Annotated in this window: 3 protein-coding genes; all 3 read left to right on the top strand. The window is 75.5% G+C overall.

Features of this window, described 5'->3' with window-relative positions; all coding sequences use genetic code 11:
• Positions 1-271 precede the first annotated feature (271 nt).
• The 3 genes from ACZ4WH_RS27605 to ACZ4WH_RS27595 all read left to right on the top strand — a co-directional run bounded on the left by ACZ4WH_RS27605 (position 272) and on the right by ACZ4WH_RS27595 (position 22,573).
• On the top strand, positions 272-1,480 hold the full coding sequence (locus tag ACZ4WH_RS27605) for a cytochrome P450 (RefSeq protein ID WP_468185337.1): 1,209 nt from the start codon (positions 272-274) through the stop codon (positions 1,478-1,480).
• Between the two features lie 101 nt (positions 1,481-1,581).
• Complete coding sequence (locus ACZ4WH_RS27600; RefSeq protein ID WP_468185335.1) at positions 1,582-2,934, top strand: serine hydrolase domain-containing protein; 1,353 nt, start codon at positions 1,582-1,584, stop codon at positions 2,932-2,934.
• Positions 2,935-3,385: 451 nt separating this feature from the next.
• A complete protein-coding gene (locus ACZ4WH_RS27595; RefSeq protein ID WP_468185333.1) occupies positions 3,386-22,573 on the top strand; it encodes a non-ribosomal peptide synthetase in 19,188 nt (6,395 codons plus the stop codon).

Below are 22,573 nucleotides of genomic sequence, written 5' to 3'. Positions count from 1 at the left end.
TCCCTCGCATGGGCTGAGGTTTCCCCCGCACGGGGCGGGACTTCCTCGCATGCGCCAGGGTCTTCGGCCCACCCAGGCACCAGTCCGACGGCGGCTCACCGTCGCCGCGTCCGAGGAGGACACGGGGGTCACACGCTCTTCCCGTCCGGATGTCCCGGCAGCGGGGGCACAGCCGTGCCCGGAACCCGCCGGCCTCCTGGCCGGCGCGGGTCCCGCCATCCCCCTGTGCGCATGACTCCTCCACGCCCGCACGCGCCAGCAAGGAGACAAGGTGATCAGCAAGCAACCGACGGGTGAACGGCTCCTCCTGGAGGAGTTACCCGACCGCTGGCGTGGCTTACGCGCGGCGGAGCCGGTGCGGTACGACGAGACACAGGGCGTCTGGCAGGTGCTGGACCACGAGACCGTCGCCACCGTGCTCGCCGACCCGGCGACGTACTCCTCCGACCTCTCCGCCCTCGCGCCCACCCAGTCCGACTTCGAGACCTTCCGGCAGGGCAACTTCGTCGGCATGGACCCGCCGGAGCACCGCAAGCTCCGCGCCCTGGTGAGCCAGGCGTTCACCCCCCGGGTCGTCCAGGGGCTCGGCCCCCGCATCGAGGCCGTCTGCGCCCGGCTGCTGGACGCCGTCGCCGACCGCGACCGGTTCGACCTGGTCGACGCGCTGGCCTATCCGCTCCCGATCATCGTCATCGCCGAACTCCTCGGCATCCCGGCGGAGGAACACCGGCTCTTCCAGGAGTGGGCGAGCGTCCTGTTCGGCGGCGACCAGCTCGGCGAGGCGCCCGACATGGCCGACCTGGAACGGGCGCTGGAGGCCATCGCCCCCACGGTGCGCGAGATGAACGGCTACATGCTCGACCACATCCGCGCCCGCCGCGCCGCCCCCGGTGACGACCTCACCAGCAGACTCATCGCCGCCGAGGTGGACGGCGTCCGCCTCGCCGACCAGGAGATGGTCGGCTTCGTGGCCCTGCTGCTGGTCGCCGGGCACATCACCACCACCGCGCTGCTGGGCAACGCCGTCGTCACCTTCGACCGGCACCCCGGCACCGACGCCGCGCTGCGCGCCGACCCCGCGCGGATCCCGGCCGCCGTCGAGGAAGTGCTGCGCTGGCTGCCGCCGTTCCCGGAGCTGGGCCGCCGGGTGGCCCGGCCCGTGAGTCTCGGCGGCCACGACATCCCGGCGGACACCCTGCTGATGGCGCATCTGGGCGCGGCCAACCGGGACCCCGCCCGCTTCGACGCGCCCGACGTCTTCGACGTGACCCGGCACCCCAACCCGCATCTGACCTTCGGGCACGGCATTCACTTCTGTTTCGGCGCACCCCTGGCCCGGCTGGAGGCGCGGATCGCGCTGCGGATGTTGCATGAACGATTCCGCACGCTGGTGATCCCCTCCTACGAGGACATCGCCTACCAGAATCCGGCCGTGATCATCGGCGTACGGCATCTGCCCGTCGAGGTCCGCAGACCGTAGCCCGAGCGCGCGCAGCGCACCGGCCGGCCCCGACACCGCTCAGAACCGGGGCGGACCGGCACACCCGCACATGAGACCCATCCAACGGGAGTCCCCTTCTCATGCCGTACACCATCCCCACCGCTCCGGCCGCCTCCCGGACGCCGTCCCTGTTACGCCGGGAGGTGCGGGGCCGTCTCGACGCCCTCGCCCGGACCCACCGGGTGCCCGGCGCCCAACTCGCCCTCGACACCGGCACGGACGTCATCGCCGTGCACACCGGTACGGCCGACGTCACGACCGGCAGTCCCTTCACCGAGGACACGGCGGTCCCCCTGGGATCGCTCACGAAGCCCTGCACCGCCGCGCTCGTCATGCTCCTGGCCGACGACGGCGACCTGGACCTGGACGAACCCGCCGCCGAACACCTCCCCGAGCTGAACGGCGTACCGGACGTGACGATACGTCACCTCCTCAGCCACTCCGGCGGGTTGCCCACCGGACCGGACTCGGACACCGCCGCCGCGACCACCGCCGCCCGCTATCTCGCCGCCGTGTGCACCGCCCGCGACGCGCTCTTCCCGCCGGGGACCGACTTCTCCTACTCCAACGCCGGCTACGTCGCCGCCGGACGGCTGGTGGAGACGGTCACCGGCATGCCGTGGGCCGAGGCGGTCCGGGCGCTGCTCCTCGAACCCCTCGGTGTCACACCCACGTTCATCGGCGATGTCGCGCCCGGTCGCTCCGTGGCCGCCGGGCACGCCGTCAACTCCGCGACCGGGCAGGCCCGTCCGGCCCGGCAGAACCTGGCACCGCTGGAGGCGCCGGCCGGAGCGCTGCTCGCGAGCGCCCGGGACCTCGTCGCGTTCGGCAACGCCCTGATCGGCCGCGCTGACCTGCTGCCGCCCGCCGTCGCCAAGGAGATGCGCCGCCCCGAGACCGCCGCCCGGCCGGGCACGCTCGCCGACGGCTGGGGCCCCGGGCTCGCCCTCTACCAGCGGGACGACCGCGTGTGGTGCGGGCACGACGGCAACGCCCAGGGCACGTCCTGCCATCTGCGGGCGGACCCGGAGAGCGGGGTGGTGGTCGCCTTCACCGGCAACGCCTCAGGTGCCACCGCGCTCTGGCGCGACCTCGCCGAGGAACTGGGCCGGCTGACCGGCGTACGGGTGCCCGCCGGCGTGCCGACCGTGGACCGGGGGCGTCCCGTCGCCCTGCCCGATTGCGTGGGCACCTACCGCAACGGCACCACGACCTACCGCATCGCGCCCGGACCGGACGGCTCGCCCGCCCTGTCGGTGGACGGCGACCTGCCCCTCCCGCTGGTCTGCTACGCCGACCTCTCCTGCGACCTGCGCGATCCGGACACCGGGCGCCTCGAACCCGGGGGCCGCTTCCATCGCGATCCGGCCACCGGGACGCTCGACCGGGTACAGATCTCCGGCCGCACGGCCCGTCGCACCGACCCTGACTGAAGGCCGGTGCCGGCCGGTTCCGGCCCGGCCCGGGGCCGGGGGCCGGGGCCCGGCGAAGCCTGCCGGTCCCGGCCCGGCTCGGGGCCTGGGCCGTGGTGTCGGGTCCCCGGCAACCCCGCCGGTCGGGGCGGGCCCGGTCACTGGCCGAGTCGCTCCGCGTCGGCTCGGGTGGGAGGTCCCGGGCTGGGGCCGATCCCCGGCTGCTGGCGTCGGTACCGGATGGGGTCCGACCCCCGGCTGCTGGTGTCGGTGCTGGTGACCGCAGCCGCCCGGACCGGGAGTGCCCCGCGCCCCGGCAGCAGCGGCACTGCGCCCCAAGTCCGTCCCCAGCATCTCCATCCCGCAGCACCGCCCCGCACCCCCGGTGCGTCACCCGAGCCTGCACACAGCCCCCCGGTGGGGCCCGGGATCGTCCGCGCCGCATCGTCCCGCTCTCCAAAGGACTTCACCCATGACGGACCCGCACGACAAGCCCGTACCGGCGTCCTCCCTGCCGCCGCAGGCCGGCCCCGCCGCCGGCGCGTCGGAGAGCGTGGCGACTCCGGCCTGTCCGACGCTCGGCGAGCTGTTCGCCGCGTGGGTGGCCCGCACCCCGGACGCACCGGCCCTCACCGACGGCCGGCGGACCTGGAGCTACCGCGAACTGGCCGCCCGAGCCGACCGGTTGGCCGTACACCTCGCTCGGCGAGGAGCCGGGCCCGACCGGGTCGTCGCCCTGGTCCTGCCGCGCTCCATGGAGCTGATCGCGGCGGAGCTGGCCGTCGCCCGGACAGGTGCCGCCTTCCTGCCCGTGGACCCCGCCTACCCGGCCGAGCGCCGCGCGCTGATGCTGGCCGACGCCGCGCCCGCCGTCACCCTCGACGATCCGCGCCGGGTCCGCGAGTTACTGGAGAAAGAGGGCAGCGCGGGGCACGCGGCCGATGCGGAGGCCCCTGTCGACGCCGACCACGCCGCCTACGTCATCTACACCTCCGGTTCCACCGGCACACCCAAGGGCGTGACCGTCACCCACCGCGGCATCGGCGGCTTCACCACGGCCGCCGCCGAACGGTACGCGGTGGGCCCCGGCGACCGCGTGCTCCAGTTCTCCTCGCCGAGCTTCGACGCCTCCGTGCTGGAGCTGTTCGTCTCCGTCCTGTCCGGCGCCACCCTCGTCGTACCGCCGCACGGCCCCTGGCTGGGAGACGAACTCGCCGCGGTCCTGGACGAGCACCGCATCACCCACGCCCTCATCCCGCCGGCCGCGCTGGCCACCCTGCCGGACCCCGCACAGGGCACCGCCCGCCGTCTGCGCACGCTGATCGTGGGCGCCGAGGCCTGCCCCGCCTCTCTGGTCGACCGCTGGGCACCCGGGCGCCGCATGATCAACTCCTATGGCCCGACCGAGGCCACCATCGTCGCCACCTGGACCGGGCCGCTCACCGCCGGCCAGGGCACCCCGACGATCGGCGACGCCCTGCCGCACACCCGGGTGTACGTCCTCGACGCCGCGCTGCGTCCCGTACCGGCCGGTGCGGACGGCGAGTTGTTCATCGGCGGCGACGCGGTGGCCCGTGGCTACCTGGGCCGCCCGGGTCTGACCGCCGCCCGGTTCGTCGCCGACCCCTTCGGCCCGCCCGGCGCCCGCCTGTACCGCACCGGGGACCGGGCGCGCTGGACCGCCGACGGGGAACTGGAGTTCCTGGGCCGGCTGGACCGGCAGGTCAAGATCCGCGGCTTCCGTGTCGAACCGGGCGAGATCGAGGCGGCGTTGCGCCGCGCCGGCGCCGGCAGCGTCGGCGAGGCGGTGGTCGTGGTCCGCGAGGACGAGCCGGGCCACCAACGCCTGGTCGGTTACGTCACCCCGGCCGGGCAGGCTTCCACCGGCCCCGTCGCCCCAGCCCCCTCCGACCGCTCGCAGCCCCTCGACCCGGCGGCCCTCCGCCAAGCCGTAGCCGCCGTGCTGCCCGCCCACATGGTGCCGTCCGCCCTCGTGGTGCTCGACCGGATGCCGCTCACCCCGCAGCACAAGATCGACCGGCGGGCCCTGCCCGCGCCGGAGCGGAGCGTCACGGTGGGCCATGTCGCGCCGCGTTCGGCGGGCGAGCGGGCCCTCGCCCGGATCTGGGCGGACGTACTGGGCGTCGACGCCGTCGGTGTGACGGACGACTTCCTCGACCTCGGCGGTGAATCGATCCTCGCCGCCCGCGCCCTGGCCCGGATGCGGGACGAGCTGGGCGTGCGGCTCACGGTGCGGGACGTCTTCACCGCGCGGACGATCGCCGCCCTGGCCCCCCTGCTGGACGACCCGTCGGCCGCCGCACCGCAGGAGCCGATACCGCCGGCGCCCCGCGAGGGCGCTCTGCCGCTGTCCAGCGCGCAGCGGCGGCTCTGGTATCTCGACGACCTCACCGAGGGCGGTACCGAGTACAACACCGGCGTGTCCCTGCGGCTGCGCGGCCCCCTGGACCCCGACGCGCTGCGCCGCTCCCTGCACCGCCTCGCCGCCCGTCACGCCTCCCTGCGCACCACGTTCACCACGGCCGACGGACAGGGCGCCCAGCGTGTCGCGCCGGAGCCCGACCTGCCCCTGCGGACGGCCGACCTCGCCGACGTACCCGGCGCGCGCCGCGCCGACGCCGCGGAGGCGCTGCTCACCGAGGAGCTGCGCCGCCCCTTCGACCTGGCGGCCGGCCCGCTCACCCGGGCGCTGCTCGTCCGGCTCGCCGCCGAGGACCACCTGCTGCTCCTGGCCCAGCACCACATCGTCACCGACGGCTGGTCGGTGGGCATCCTCACCCGCGAACTCGCCGCCCTCTACCACGCGGAGGCCACCGGCGAACCCGACGGCCTCCCGCGACCCGCCGTGCAGTACCCGGACTTCGCGGTGTGGGAGCGGGGCCGGCGGGCCACCGAGGCCGATGCGGCCGACCTGGCCTACTGGAAACGGCATCTGGCGGACACGCAGCAGCTGGAGCTGCCCACGGACCGGCCGCGTCCCGCCGTGCGCACCACCGCCGGAGCCGCCCACCGGCACCCGCTGCCCGCGGAGTTGGTGACCCGGCTGCGGCAGCTGGCCGCAGGGCGCGGCACCACGGTGTTCACCCTCTTCGCGGGCGCCTCCGCGCTGCTGTTCTCCCGCTACTCGGGACAGCGGGACGTCGCGTTCGGCACCGTCACCACCGGGCGCGGCCGACGCGACCTGGAGGACGTGCCGGGCTTCTTCGCCAACACGGTCGTGCTGCGGGGCGAGGTCGACGAACGGGCCACCGTGGACCGGTTCGTGGAGAGCATGCGGACGACCGTACTGGACGCCTTCGCCCACGACGGAGTGCCGTTCGACCGGGTGGTCGAGGAGCTGGCCCCGCCCCGCGACCCGAGCCGCACCCCGCTGGTGCAGGCCCTCGTCGTGCAGCAGACCGCCCTGCCCGTGCCGCCCCGGTCCGGCGGGCTGCGCCTCACCGAGCACCCGCTGCCCCGCCCGGCGGCCCGCTTCGACCTGGTCCTGGAGTTCTCACCGGACGCGGACGGCGGCTGCGTGCTGACCGCCGAGTTCAACACGGACCTGTTCGACGCCGCCACCGTGGCCCGGCTGACGGCCCATCTGCACCGCCTGCTGGAGGGCATGGCGGACGGACCGGGCCGCACGCTCGCCGAGTTGCCCATGCTCTCGGCCAAGGAACAGCGCACCCTGGTGGACACCTGGAACCCGCCCGCCCGCCAGGCCCGGGACACCCGTCACGGCACGCTGCCCGGCCTGTTCCGCGCCCAGGCGGCCCGGACCCCCGACCGTACCGCCGTGATCTGCGGCCCGGTCCGGCTGGACTACGCCGAGGTCGCCCGGCGCGCCAACCGGCTGGCCCGGCAGCTCCTCGCGCGCGGCGCGGGCCCGGAGACCCTGGTCGCGCTGTGCCTGCCGCGCTCCGCCGACCTCGTACCCGTGCTCTGGGCGGTGCTCGCCTCGGGCGCGGGCTATCTCCCCGTCGACCCCGGCTATCCGGCCGAACGCGTCCGCCTCATGCTCGCCGACGCCCGGCCCGCCCTCGTCCTCGCCACCCGGGAGACCGCCTCCGCCCTGCCCGCCGACTGCGCTCCCCTGCTCCTGGAGGACTGCGCCGACCCGGCCGTGCCCGACACGGACCTCACCGACGCCGACCGGCCCCGGCCACTGCTGCCGGACCATCCCGCGTACGTCATCTACACCTCAGGTTCCACCGGCCGCCCCAAGGGGGTCGTGGTCACCCACCGCACGGTAGCCGCGCTGGCGGCGTGGACGAAGGAGCGGTTCGGGGCCGCCGGCCTGGACCATGTGATCGCCTCCACCTCCCTCAACTTCGACGTCTCCGTCTTCGAGCTGCTGTGCCCGCTGACGGCCGGCGGCACCGTCGAGGTGGTCGCCGACCTGCCGGCCCTCGCCGACGGCTCCGGCCCCCGGCGCGCCGGGCTGCTCAGCGCGGTGCCGTCCGTCGTCTCCCGCCTGATCGCGGGCGGTACGGCACCCGTGAGCGCGGACACCGTCGTCCTGGCCGGTGAGGCCCTGCCCGCGCAGACGGTGCACGACCTGCGCGCAGCCCTGCCCGACTGCCGTATCGCGAACATCTACGGGCCCACCGAGGCCACCGTGTACGCCACCGCCTGGTTCGCCGGCGACCGGCTGCCCGAGCAGGCCCCGCCCATCGGCGCACCCGTGGCGCTCACCCGGGCCTACGTCCTCGACGGCGCCCTGCGGCCCCAACCGGTCGGTGTCACCGGCGAGTTGTACCTCGGGGGCGGCGGCCTGGCCCGTGGCTATCTGCACCGGCCCGGACTGACCGCCGCCCGGTTCGTCGCCGACCCGTTCGGCGCGCCGGGGGAGCGGATGTACCGCACCGGCGACCTGGTGCGCCGCCGTGCCGACGGCGCTCTGGAGTACGTCGGCCGGATCGACCAGCAGGTCAAGGTGCGCGGCTTCCGGATCGAACTGGGCGAGGTGGAGGAGGCGCTGCGCCGCTGCGCGGGCGTGGCCGAGGCGGCGGCCACCGTCACCACCGACGCCGACGGCCACCGGCGACTGGCCGGCTACGTCGTCCCGGCCGCCGGGCAGCGGGCCGAACCCGAGGCCGTACGCCGGGAACTCGGCCGTACGCTGCCCGCCTCCATGGTGCCGTCGGCCGTCGTCGTGCTCGACGCCCTGCCGCTCAACCCGAACGGCAAGCTCGACCGCGCCCGCCTCCCCGACCCGGGCCCCGCCGTGCGCGCGGTACGGCATGTCGCGCCCCGCACGCCCACCGAGCGCGCGCTCGCCGCGATCTGGGCCGAGGTGCTGCGCGTCGAACGCGTCGGCGTCGACGACAACTTCTTCGAACTCGGCGGCGACTCCATCCTCAGCATCCAGGCGGTGGCCCGCTCCCGGCAGGAAGGGCTGCCGCTTACCTCCCGGGACGTCTACCGGCACCAGACGGTCGCCGCCCTCGCCCGCTGCGCCGACGCCGCCCAGGGCCCGCGCGAGGCCGCACCCGCACCGGAGCCGGCCACCGGCCCCGCCCCCCTGACCCCCATCCAGCACTGGCTGTTCGGCACCGCCCCCGAGCGCGCCGGCCACTACGCCCAGGCGCTGTCCGTCCGCGTGCCCGATGACCTGGACCCGGGGGCGCTGGAGGACGCGCTCAACGACCTGGTCGCCCACCACGACGCCCTGCGCTCCCGGTTCGCCACCGACGGCACCGGTCCGGGCGTCCGCTGGCACATCGAGGACCGGGCGCCCCGGCTCCGTCTGGCCCGCCACACCGGCCCGGACACGGACACCCCCCACTTCGGCCCGTTCGACCTCGCCCGGGGGCCGCTGCTGCGGGCCGTGCTGCACGACCACGGCGCCGGCCGGCCCCGCGTCCTGCACCTCGCCGTCCACCACCTGGTCGTCGACGGGGTGTCCTGGCGGGTGCTGCTGGAGGACCTGGACCGCGCCTACCGGGCCCGCCGGGCCGGCGACGACGGCCTGGCGGCACTGCCCGCGAAGTCCTCGCCCCTGCGGCAGTGGGCCCGCCGGCTGGCCGCGCACGCGACGGACGGCGGCTTCGACGACGAACGGGAGTACTGGGCCCGGGCGGTCCCGGAGACCGAACCCCTGGTGCCGCCGGGAGACGCGAACACGGACGCCTCACAGCGCGCGAACGCCGAGGTCTCGCAACGGGTGAACGCCGAGGTCTCGCAACGCGGGAATACCGAGGTCTCGCATCGCGGGGACGCCGAGGTCTCGCAACGGGTGAACGCCGAGGTCTCGCATCGCGGGGACGCCGAGGTCTCGCAACGGGTGAACGCCGAGGTCTCGCAACGCGGGAATACCGAGGTCTCGCAACGCGGGGACGCCGAGGTCTCGCATCGCGGGGACGCCGAGGTCTCGCAACGGGTGAACGCCGAAATCTCGCACCGCGGGAATACCGAGGTCTCGCAACGCGCGAACACTGACGCCTCGCAACGCGCGAACACCTACGCCTCACAGCGCGCCGTCACCGTGCGCCTGAGCTCGGAGGACACCTCCTCCCTGCTGCGCACCCTGCCCGACACCTACCGCACGCAGGCCAACGACGTCCTGCTCAGCGCCCTCGGCCGGGCGCTGTGCGCCTGGAGCGGCCGGGACCGGGTGCTGGTCGACGTCGAGGGGCACGGGCGCGAGGAACTCTTCCCCGAGCTGGACATCAGCCGCACGGTCGGCTGGTTCACGACCCGGTACCCCGTCGCGCTCGCCGTCCCCGAGGACGCCGGCTGGGACGCCGTACTCAAGCGGGTCAAGGAGCAGCTGCGCGCCGTACCCCGGCACGGCCTGGGCCATGACGCGCTGCGCCACCTGACCGGTTCCGGGGCGCCGACGCGCACCCCCGAGGCGCAGGTCAGCTTCAACTACCTGGGCCGGATGGGGCTGCCGGAGGACCCCGACGGCCTCTACCGAGGCACCGTACGGCCGCTGGAGCTGGACGCCGACCCGGCGGCCGAGCGCCCGCACGCCCTGGAGGTCGTCGGCCAATTGGTGGATGACAGCCTGGAGTTCACCTGGTTCTACTCCGACCGGCTGCACCGTGAGGACACGGTCGCGGACCTGGCGAGCCGCTTCGCCGACGCGCTCGCCGACCTGGCCCGGCACGCCAACCGGCCGGGCGCCGCCGGGCGCACCCCGTCCGACTTCCCGCTGGCCCGCCTCGACCAGGCCGCCGTGGACCGGATCACCGGCCCGGACCCGGCGGCGGTCGCGGACGTGTACCCGCTCACGCCCACCCAGGCGGGCATGCTCTTCCACGGTCTGTCCCAGGACGACCGCGGTGTCTACTTCCAGCAGCTGACGTTCGTCCTGGACGGCGTGCCCGACCCGCGGGCCCTCGCCACCGCCTGGCAACACGTCACCGACCGCACCGAGGTGCTGCGCGCCCGCGTCGTCTGGCAGGACGTGCCCGAGCCGCTGCTGGTGGTGCGACGGCACGCGGCCGTCCCGGTCACCCACCTGGACTGGCGCGACCTGACCGCCGACGAGCGCCGCGCCCGGCTGGACGACGTGCTGGCCCGCGACCGCGCGGACGGCATCGACCTCGGCAGTGCCCCGCTCCAGCGGCTGCTCCTCGCCCGCGTCTCCGACACCGAGGTGCGCGTGGTGTGGTCCTTCCACCATCTGCTGCTGGACGGCTGGAGCCTGTTCCAGGTGCTCTCGGACGTCTTCGCCCACCACGCCGGGACCGGACCCGGCACCCTCCCGGACCGCCCGCCCCACCGCGACTACGTGCGCTGGCTGCGCCAGCGCGACCCGGGCGCCGCCGAACGGCACTGGCGGCGCCGCCTGTCCGGTCTGACCGAGGCCACCCCGCTGCCGTACGACCGTGAGCCGCGCGAGGCCCACCGCGCCGAGTCCACGCACGCCGTCCGCGCGACGCTGCCCGCGCCCGCCGGCCGGGCGCTGGAAGAGCTGGCCCGGACCTCCGGCCTGACCCTGAACACCCTCGTGCAGGGCGCCTGGGCGCTGCTGCTGGCCCGGCAGGCGGGCCGGGACGAGGTGGTGTTCGGCACCACCGTGTCCGGACGGCCGCCCGAGCTGCCCGGCGCCGAGGCCATGACCGGCCTGTTCATCACCACCCTGCCCACCCGGGTCACCGTCCCCGGCCACGGCACCCTGCTCGACTGGCTGCGCGCGCTCCAGCACGACCAGAGCGAGGACCGGCGCTTCGACCACCTGCCGCTCACCCGGATGCGGACGTTCACCGAACTCCCCGAGCGGGTCGGCCTGTTCGACAGCATCGTCGTCTTCGAGAACTACCCGGTGGACGACGACCTCGCCGCCGCCCACGGACTGCGCCTGAGCGGCCTGGAGGGCATCGAGACCACCAACTACCCGCTGAGCCTCACCGCCTACCCGGGCACCGAACTGGCCCTGCGCCTCGGCTACGACCCCGAACTCTTCGACGCGGGAACCGCCGAGCGGATGGCCGAGTACCTGACCGTCCTGCTCGCCGGCATGCCCACGGGCGCCGCTCGCCCGCCCGCCCGGCTTCCGCTGCTCACCCCGGACCGCCGCGCACAGGTGCTGCGCGCCTGGAACGACACCGCCACCGATCTCCCCGACACCACCGTCGCGGACCTCTTCGCCGCGCAGGTGCGCCGCACTCCCGACGCGGTGGCCCTGGAGGCCGGCGACGAGCGCGTGACGTACCGCGAACTCGATGGGCGAGCAGGCGATTTGGCGGCACGCCTGGCCGGGTCCGGCGTACGGCCGGAGCACCCGGTCGGCGTGCTCATGGACCGTTCCGTCGAGCTGATCGTCACCCAGCTGGCACTCGTCCGCACCGGCGGGGTGTACGTGCCGCTGGACGGCCGGGCGCCCGTCGAGCGGTTGCGCCGGACGCTCACCGAGGCCGGAGCCGGTCTGCTGCTCACCGACGCCGGGTGGGAGGAGACGGCCCGGGAGGTGCTGCCCGGGGACGGTGTCCTGCGCGTGGATGACATCTGTGGCACGGCCGGTTTCGAGACAGACGGCCCGGCGACGCCCGCCCACTCCGACGCGGACGGCCCGGCGACGCCCGTCCACTCCGACGCGGACGGCCCGGCGACACCCGTCCACTCCGACGCGGACGGCCCGGCGACACCCGTCCGCTCCGGCACGGACGCCTCCGCGATCCCCGCCCACGCCGTCCACCCCGAAAACGTCCAGTACCTGATGTTCACTTCGGGCTCCACGGGCACCCCCAAGGGCGTCGCGGTGCGTCAGCGGGACGTCGTCGCGCTCGCCCTGGACCGGGCCTTCGCCGGGCACGACCGGGTCCTCGTGCACTCGCCGCACGCCTTCGACGCCGCGACCTACGAGGTCTGGGTGCCGCTGCTGCGCGGTGGTACGGCCGTGCTCGCCCCGCCCGCCGACCTGGACGCCGCCCTGGTCCGCCGTGCCGTCACGGAGCAGGGCGTGACCTGCCTGTGGCTGACCGCGGGGCTGTTCCGGCTGCTGGCCCAGGAGGACCCCGGCTGCCTGCGCGGCGCCCGCGAGGTGTGGACGGGCGGCGAGGCCGTGCCGGGCGCGGTCGTGCGCCGGGTGCTGGACGCCTGCCCGGAACTGACCGTCGTGGACGGCTACGGCCCCACCGAGACCACCACCTTCGCGACCCGCCGCGTCTTCCGCTCCGGCGACCCGCTGCCCGCCGTCCTGCCCATCGGACGCCCGCTGGACAACACCCGCGTGTACGTCCTGGACGCCGCCCTCCAGCCCCAACCACCAGGCATACCCGGCGAGTTGTTCATCGCCGGCGCGGGCCTGGCCCGGGGCTACGCCGGCCGGCCCGGGGCGACCGCCGCCCGCTATGTCGCCGACCCCTTCGGCTCGCCCGGCGCGCGGATGTACCGCACCGGTGACATCGTGCGCTGGAGCGCCGACGGCGAGCTGCACTTCGTGGGCCGAGCGGACGACCAGATCAAGATCCGTGGCTTCCGTGTCGAGCCCGCCGAGATCGAGGCCCGGCTCACCGCGCACCCCGGCGTCGCCGAGGCAGTCGTCTCCCTCTACGAGGACACCGGACGCAAGCGGCTGGCCGCCCACCTCGTACCGGCCGAAGGCGCCACCATGCCGTCCGCCGCCGAGCTGCGCGCCCATCTCGCGGCCGGGCTGCCCGACTACATGTTGCCCGCCGCGTTCGTCACCGTGCCGGAGCTGTCGCTGACGGCCAACGGCAAGGTGGACCGGAGGCGGCTGCCCGCCCCCGACTGGTCGGCGGGCGGTGAGCGGGCCCACCGCGCCCCACGCACCGAGACCGAGCACATCCTCGCCGGGATCTGGGCCGAGCTGCTCGGCCTCGAACAGGTCGGCGTCGACGACAACTTCTTCATGCTGGGCGGCGACTCCATCCTCAGCATCCAGGTGGTCTCGCGGGCCCGGGCCGCAGGGGTCACGCTCACCCCGCGCGATCTCTTCCGGCACCCCACGGTGGCCGAGCTGGCCGCGGCCGGCGGCGGTGCCGCGCCCGCCGTCGCCGGCACGGGGCCGGTCGCCGGACCGGCGGACCTCACCCCGATCCAGCACTGGTTCCTGGACCCGCGCCCCGCGCACCCCGCCTTCTTCAACCAGTCCGTCGTCATCGAGACGGCCGGCCCGGTGGACGAGGACGCCCTGCGCCGCGCCCTCACCGCCCTGTGGACCCACCACGACGCCCTGCGCGCCCGGTTCCTCCGCGACAACGACGCCCTGCTCGTCCCCGACGGTGACGCCCGGTTCGTCCCCGGCAACGACGGCCGGTTCGTCCCCGACGTCGACGCCTGGCGCCAGGACATCGCCGCCGCCGACAGCCCGGTCCCCGAGCTGCTCCAGGTCCACGACCCCCGGGCCGAGGAGCGCGTCACGGCGGCGGCTCACGCCGGACTCCGCCTGGAGACGGGCCCGTTGTTCACCGCCCGTCTGTTCACCGCCGACGGCACCCGGCCCGCCCGGCTGCTGCTGATCGCCCACCACCTGGTGGTCGACGGCGTCTCCTGGCGCATCCTGCTGGAGGACCTGGAGACCGCCTACCGGCAGGCCGCGTCCGGACAGCCCGTACGGCTGCCCGCCCGCACCACCTCGGTGCGGGAGTGGGCCCGCCGGCTGCGCGAGCGCGCCGACGTGTTCGCCGCCGGGCGCGCCTACTGGGAGGAGGCCGCCCGGGCGTGCGCCGACCCGCTGCCCGTGGACGGCGACGGCGGCACCACCATGGCCGATACCCGCGAGGTGACCGTACGGCTGGACCGCGACCGCACCGACGGCCTCCTGCGCCGCGTCCCCGGGGTCTACCGCACCCGCGTCGACGACGTCCTGCTCACCGCGCTGGGCCGGGTCCTCGCCGACTGGACCGGCCGCGACACCGTCGCCGTCGGCCTGGAGGGGCACGGCCGCGAGGACCAGCTGTTCGAGGACGTCGACCTGTCCCGCACGGTCGGCTGGTTCACCTCGCTCTTCCCGGTCGCCCTGACCGTCCCGGCCGGGGACTGGGGAACCGCCCTGAAGGCGGTGAAGGAGCAGCTGCGGGCCGTACCCGACCGGGGCCTCGGCCACGGCGTCCTGCGCCACCTGGCCCGCGACGCACGGCTCACCGGCGCTCCCGCGCCCGGCGTCAGCTTCAACTACCTGGGCCGCTTCGACTGGTCCGCCGAGGGCGGTACCCTCATCGGGGCCGTGCCCGGCGGCCTCGGCGGCGCGGAGGCGCCCGGCACCGAGCGGCCACACCTGCTGGACGTCGTGGCCCGGGTCGAGGACGACCGGCTGGAGATCACCTGGCACTACAGCGCCGGACGACACCGCGAGGAGACCGTCACCGCGCTCGCCGAGGGCATGCTGCGGGCCCTCGGCGACATCGTCGCGCACTGCGCCCGCCCGGACGCGGGCGGCCGTACCCCCTCCGACTTCCCGCTGGCCCGGCTGGACCAGGCCGCCGTGGACCGGATCGCCGGGAACGGCCGGGACGTCGCCGACGTCTACCCGCTGACGCCGATGCAGGCGGGCATGCTCTTCCACAGCCTGCTGGATCCCTCCGGCCGCACCTACGTCAACCAGGTGCAGCTGGTGCTGACCGGCGTCACCGACCCGCACGCGCTCGCCGAGGCGTGGCAGCACACCGCCGACGCCAACCCGGTGCTGCGCACCCGCCTGGTGTGGCAGGAGACCCCGGAACCGCTCCAGGTCGTCCGGCACCGGGCCACCGTGCCCGTCACCCACCTCGACTGGTCCGGCGGCCAGGGCCACGATCTGGACCGGCTGCTCGCCGAGGACCGGGAGGCGGGCATCGACCTGGGCACCGCGCCCCTGATGCGGCTGACGCTGATCCGGCTGGCACCGGACCGGGTCCGCCTGCTGTGGACGTTCCACCACGTCCTGCTCGACGGGTGGAGCGCGGCCCAGGTCTTCGACGAGGTGTGCGAGCGGTACGCGGCCCTCACCTCCGGGCGCCGCCCGCAGGTGCCCGAGCGCCGGCCCTTCGCCGACCATCTGCGCCGGCTGGCCGGGCGGGACACCGCCCGCGCCGAACGGTACTGGCGCGAGGCTCTCGCCGGTTTCCAGGCGCCCACCGAACTGCCCCGGGACCGGCGGCCCGCCGAGGCCCACCGCGCCTCCTCCTCCGGGTCGGTGCGGATGACGCTCGGCCACGACGTCTCGGCGCGCCTGCGGGACACCGCACAGCGGGCGGGGCTGACGCTCAACACGGTCCTCCAGGGCGCGTGGGCGCTGCTGCTGTCCCGCTACGGCGGCGGCGAGGACGTGGTGTTCGGTACGACCGTCTCCGGGCGGCCTGCCGAACTGCCGGGCGTCACCTCGATGGTCGGCCTGTTCATCAACACCCTGCCCACCCGGGCCCGCGTCGACGGGCGGCGCCCGCTGCTGGAGTGGCTGCGCGACCTCCAGGCCGCCCAGTCCGAGGCCCGGCGCCACGACTCCGTCTCGCTGGCCCAGGTGCAGTCGTGGAGCGAAGTGCCCGGCGGCACCAGTCTGTTCGACTCCATCGTGGTCTTCGAGAACTACCCCTTCGACGAGGGGGCGCTCGCCCGGCACGGCCTGGCCATGGAGCAGGAACGGGACCTGGAGCCGACCAACTACCCGCTCAGCGTGGTCGTCGCGCCCGGGGACACCCTGACCGTGAACCTGGACCACGACCCGGCCGCGTTCGACACCACGACGGTGGAGGCGCTCGGCGAGAGCCTGCGCACCCTGCTGACCGGCATGGCCACCGACCCGGACCGCCGCCTGGCCGACCTGCCGCTGCTGGACCCGGCCGAGGGGCGGGCGCTGGTGGACCGGTTCGGCGGACGGGTGGCCGAGACACCGCGCGACACCCTGCCCGAGGCGTTCCGGCGGCAGGCCGAGCGCACCCCGGGCGCCCCGGCCGTCCGCCACGGCGGCACCTGCCTCACCTACCGTGAACTCGACGCGCGCTCCAGCCGGCTGGCCCGGCTGCTCATCGCCGCCGGCGCCGGGCCCGAGCGCTTCGTCGCCCTGTGCCTGCCCCGCACCGCCGATCTGATCGTGGCGCTCCTCGCGGTGCTGAAGAGCGGCGCGGCCTATCTGCCGGTCGACCCCCAGTACCCGGCCGAGCGAGTCGTGTTCCTCTTCGAGGACGTCCGCCCCGACGCCGTGATCACGGCCACGGAGACCGCCGGCCGGCTGCCCGAGGGCCCGTTCACCCGCATCCTGCTGGACGAGTACCCGGGCACCGACGTGCCGGACACCCCGGTCGGCGACGCCGAACGGCGCGGCCCCCTGCTGCCCGGCCACCCCGCCTACGTCATCCACACCTCCGGCTCGACCGGCCGTCCCAAGGGCGTGGTCGTCAGCCACGCGTCCGTGCTGGCCCTGACCGACTGGGCGGCGGCCGAGTTCACCGGCCAGGGTCTGGAGCATGTGGTGGCGTCGACCTCGCTCAACTTCGACGTGTCGGTGTTCGAGATCTTCTCGCCCCTCCTGTCCGGCGGTTGTGTCGAGGTCGTCCGCGATCTGCTGGCCCTCGCCGAGCGTCCCGGCCCCTGGCGGGCGGGCCTGCTCAGCGCGGTGCCGTCGGCCCTGGACCGGCTGCTCGCGGAGGACGCCGTACGGATCACCGCGGACACCGTCGTCCTGGCGGGGGAGGGGCTGCCCGCCCGGACCGTACGCCGCGTCCGTGACGCCGTCCCGGGCAGCCAGGTGCGCAACATCTACGGCCCCACCGAGGCCACCGTCTACGCCACCGCCTTCACCTGCGACCCGGCCGACCCCGACCGCGACCCGCCGATCGGCCGGCCGCTCGGCGGTGCCCGCGCCTACGTCCTGGACGAGCGGATGCGCCCGGTGCCCGTCGGCGCGCCCGGCGAGCTGTTCCTCGCCGGAACCGGCGTCGCCCGCGGCTATCTGCGCCGCCCCGGCCTGACCGCGAGCCGCTTCCTGCCCGACCCGTTCGGCGCGCCCGGCAGCCGCATGTACCGCACCGGCGACCTGGTCCGCTGGACGGCCGACGGCGACCTCGTCTACCTCGGCCGCGGCGACGACCAGGTGAAGGTGCGCGGCTTCCGCATCGAACTCGGCGAGGTGGAGACCGCCCTGACCCGCCATCCGTCCGTGGCGGTGGCAGCGGCCCGGGTGGTCGAGGAGGCGGGCCACCGCCGCCTGGTCGGCTATGCGGTGCCCCGCGCGGCGGGCCTGCCGGACCCGGCCGAGCTGCGTGCCTTCCTCGCCCGTAGCCTGCCCGACCACCTGGTCCCCGCCCTCGTCGTCCCGTTGGAGAGGCTGCCGCTCGGGGTCACCGGCAAGCTCGACCGGCGGGCGTTGCCCGCGCCGCGGTGGGCCGCCACGGCCACCGGTGCGGCGGGCCGGTCGCCGCGCACCCAGGCGGAGCGCGTCCTCGCGGGCATCTGGGCCGAGGTGCTCGGCGTGCCCGAAGTCGGCGCCGACGACAACTACTTCACGCTCGGCGGCGACTCCGTCCTCGGTATCCAGATCGTCTCGGCCGCCCGCCGGGCCGGGCTCGCGCTGACTCCCCGGCACCTGTTCACCCACCAGACCCTCGCCGAACTCGCCGCCGCCGCCGAGCGGTCGCCGGACGGCGAGGGCTCCGGCGCCGGCGCCGTCGTCGCCGAACAGGGCCCGGTGACCGGTGACGCCCCGCTCACCCCCGTACAGCACTGGCTCCTCGACACCCTCACCGGCGACCCCGCCCACTTCAGCCAGACGGTCGCCTTCGAGCTGGCCACGGACCCGGACGAGGGTCTGCTGCGGGCCGCCCTGGCCGCCGTACTGGCGCACCACGACGCGCTGCGAATGCGCTTCGAGCCGGGCGGGGACGGGCGGTGGCGACAGTACGGCACCGTGCCGGGGGACGACGCCCCGCACCTGGAGGTGCACCGGGGGACCGCGCCCGACGACGTGGCCGACGCCCTCGGCGCCGGGTTCGACCTGGCCGGCGGGCCGCTGCTGCGGGCCGCGCTGTGCCGGCCGGACGACGGCGGCCGGCCGGTGCTGCTGCTGGCCGCCCACCACCTGGTCGTGGACGCCGTGTCGTGGCGGCTGATCCTGGAGGACCTGGACCTCGCCTACCGCGCCCTGCGGGACGGCGAGCGGCCCGCTCTCGGCGCCAAGAGCAGCTCGTTCCGGGACTGGGCCCGGCGGCTCGCCGCGCACACCGGGGCCGGCGGCTTCGACAGCGAACTCGCCTACTGGCAGGGCCTCGACGCCGGCACCCCGCTGCCCACCGACCACCCCGGCGGCGGGAACACCGTCGCCGACGAGGACAGCGTGACCTCCGGACTGGACGCCGAGGAGACACGCCGGCTGCTCCAGGACGTGCCGGACGTCTACCGCACCCGCGTCAACGACGTCCTGCTGTGCGCGCTGGGCCGGGTCCTGGCCCGCTGGACCGGCCGGGACCGGGTGGCGGTGACCCTGGAGGGCCACGGCCGCGAGGAACTGCTCGACGACCTCGACCTCGCCCGGACCGTCGGCTGGTTCACCGCGATGTACCCGGTCACCCTGGACGTGCCCCGGGACGCCGGCACCGGCACCGTGCTGATGGCCGTCAAGGAGAACCTGCGGGCCGTACCGCACGGCGGACTCGGCTACGGCGCCCTCCGCTTCCTGCACCCCACGGCCGGACCCGGGCTGCCCGCCCTGCCGCCGGTCTGCTTCAACTACCTGGGCCGGCAGGACGGCACGCCCGCCCCGGACGGCCTGCTGCACGCGCCGCACGGCGGCCTCACCGGCGGCATGGACCGCTCGGCGGACCGGCCGTACCTTCTCGACGTCCTCGGCCGAGTCGCCGACGACAGGCTGGAGTTCACCTGGTCGTACTCCCGAGAGGTGCACCGGAGGGAGACCGTCGCCCGGCTCGCGGCCGACCTGGCCGACGAACTCCGCGCGATCGTCCGGCACTGCGCCGAACCCGGCGCCGGCGGCCGCACCCCCTCCGACTTCCCGCTCGCGCCGCTGGACCAGACGGCCGTCGACCGGCTCGTCGGCAGCGGAGCCGACGTCGCGGACGTGTATCCGCTCACGCCCACCCAGACCGGCATGGTGATGCACGGCCTGGACGAGGCCGAACACGGCCTGTACGTGGAGCAGATCACCTTCGTGGCGGACGGCGCCCGCGACCCGCGCACCCTCGCCGACGCCTGGCGGCACGTGGTCGACCGCACCCCCGTGCTGTGCACGTCCGTCGCCCTGCACGGCGTCCCCGTGCCGCTCCAGGTCGTCCACCGCCGCGTGACCCTGCCGGTCACCGAGCTGGACTGGAGCGGGGTGCCGGCCGACCGGCGGGACGCGGAGCTGGAGCGCCTGCTCGCCGACGAACGCGCCCGGGGCGTCGCCCTGGACCGGGCCCCGCTGCTGCGGCTCGCCCTGGTCCGGCTCGGCCCGGACGCGGTGCGCGTGGTGTGGACCTTCCACCACGTCCTGCTGGACGGCTGGAGCGTCTTCCACGTCCTGTCCGACGTCATGAACGCGCACGCCGCCCTCACCAGGGGCGAGCGGCCCCGGCTGCCCGAGCGCCGGCCGTTCGCGGACTACGCCGGCTGGCTGGCCGCCCGCGACACCGCAGCGGCACAGGACCACTGGCGCGGTGTCCTGGCCGGTTTCGGCACCCCGACCCCACTGCCGTACGACCGCAGGCCCGCCCCGGGCACCACGGCCCGCTCCGGCACCTGGCTCTCGCGGCGGCTCGACGCCGAACGGACGACGCGGCTCCAGGAGTTCGCCCGCCGGCACCGGCTCACCCTCAACACCCTGGTGCAGGGCGCCTGGGCGCTGCTGCTGGCGCGCTGGAGCGGGCAGCGGGAGGTGTGCTTCGGCACGACCGTCTCCGGGCGGCCCGCCGACCTGCCGGGCGCCGACGGCATCACCGGCCTGTTCATCACCACGCTGCCCGCCCGGACCGACGTCGACGGCGGCGCCGCCTGCGCCGACTGGCTGCGCGCGGTGCAGGAGGCACGGGCCGAGGACCGCCGCCACGACCATCTGCCCCTCAACGCGCTGCACGCCCTCAGCCAACTGCCGCCCGGTACGGCGCTGTTCGACAGCCTGGTCGTCTTCGAGAACTACCCGGTCGGCGACGCGACCGCCGGTGCGCACGGGCTCGCCCTGCGGGACCTGGACGCCAGGGAGGCCACCAACTACCCGCTCACCGTGGTCGTCTCACCCGGCGACCGGCTGGCCGTCGAACTCGGCTACGACCCGCGGTACTTCGACACGGTCACCGCCGAATCCCTGGCCGGACAGCTGCTGCACACCCTGCGTGCCCTGGCCGCCTCGGACGGCACCGCCCGCCTGGACGACATCGACGTACTGCCGCCCGACCAGCGCGACCGGCTGCTGCGCGGCCCGGCCCGCCCCGCGCCCGGCCCGGTGCCCGCCGCCACCCTGCCCGCGCTCGTGGAAGCCGCCGTCGACCGGTGGCCCACGGCACCCGCGCTCGACGCGCCCGGCACGCTCCTCACGTTCGCGGAGGCCGAGACGCGGGCCAACCGGCTCGCCCACCGGCTCATCGCCCGGGGCACCGGCCCCGGCGACCTCGTCGCGCTGCTGCTGCCCCGCTCGGCGGACATGGTGCTGGCACAGCTCGCCGTGACCAAGGCGGGCGCCGCGTTCCTGCCCGTCGACCCCGCCTACCCCGAGGAGCGGATCGCCCTGATGCTGCGCGACGCGGCCCCCGCCCTCACCCTCGACGCCAAGGAGGTTGCGGACCTGCTCGCCGCCCCGCCGGACGACGTGCCCGGACACCGGCCCGGCGACGCCGACCGGACCCGCCCGCTCGACCTGGACGACCCGGCCTACGTCATCTACACCTCCGGTTCCACCGGCACCCCCAAGGGCGTCGTCGTCACCCATCGCGGGCTCGCCGCGTTCTCCGCCGCCGAGGCCGCCCACTACCAAGTGACCGCGGGCGACCGGGTCCTGGCCTTCGCCACGCCCAGCTTCGACGCCTCCGTGCTGGAGCTGTGCATGTCCCTGCCGCACGGCGCCCGGCTCGTCGTACCCCCGCCGGGACCGCTGCTCGGCGCCCAGCTGGCCGACGTCCTGCGGGCCGAGCGGGTCACGCACACCCTGCTGCCCCCGGCCGCGCTCGCCACCCTGCCCGCCGACACCCCCGGCACCCTGCCCGACCTGAAGACGCTGATCGTCGGCGCCGACGCGTGCGGGGCGGAACTCGTCGCCCGCTGGGCCCCGCACCACCGCATGGTCAACTCCTACGGCCCCACCGAGGCCACCGTCGTCGCCACCTGGTCCGCTCCCCTGGAGGCGGACGGCGCCGCACCGCCCATCGGCCGCCCGCTGCCCGCCACCGGCGCCTACGTCCTCGACGCCCGGCTGCGGCCGGTCCCCGACGGAGTCCCCGGCGAACTCTGGCTGTCCGGACCGGCGTTGGCCCGCGGTTACCTCGGCCGGCCCGGGCTGACCGCCGCCCGGTTCCGCGCCGACCCGTTCGGGCCACCCGGCACCCGCATGTACCGCACCGGCGACCTGGTGCGCCGCGACAGCGCGGGCGAGCTGCGCTACCTGGGCCGCACCGACCACCAGCTGAAGCTGCGCGGCCACCGCATCGAGGCGGGGGAGGTCGAGGCCACCCTGGTCCGCCATCCGGGCGTGCTGGACGCCGTGGTGACCGTACGCGAGGACGAACCGGGCCTGCCACGGCTGGTCGCCCACCTGCTCACGGCCCCGGGCGCCGAACCGCCCACCGCCACCGAGCTGCGTGAGCGGGCCGCCCGCTCCCTGCCCGGTCACATGGTCCCCTCGGCGTTCGTGGTCCTGGACCGCTTCCCGCTCACCGAGAACGGCAAGACCGACCGGGCCGCCCTGCCCGCCCCGGCACCGGCCGAGGAGCGGGCACGGCCCGAGTACGTCGCACCGCGCACGCCCACCGAGGAAGCGCTCGCGGCCCTCTGGGAGGAGACCCTGGAGACGGCCGTGGGCGCCGAGGACGACTACTTCCTGCTCGGCGGCGACTCCATGCGCGCCCTGCTCATCGCCTCCCGCGCCAACGACGCGTTCGGCGTCACGCTCACCCCCCGCGACGTCCTCGTCTCCCGCACCGTCGCCGCCCTGGCGGACCTCGTGGAGGAACAGGTGCTGAGCGAACTGGAGGACGCGGCGTACGGCGACGACCCCGGAAACCCCTCCTACGACGCCGACGCCGACGCCGAAGACGCCGCTGCCGGCGGCCACGACCACGAACGGTGA

It is taken from the genome of Streptomyces sp. NPDC029138 (genome assembly GCF_055564375.1).
The sequence above is the reverse complement of the archived record's forward strand: the minus strand, read 5'-3'. Positions and strand labels throughout refer to the sequence as shown.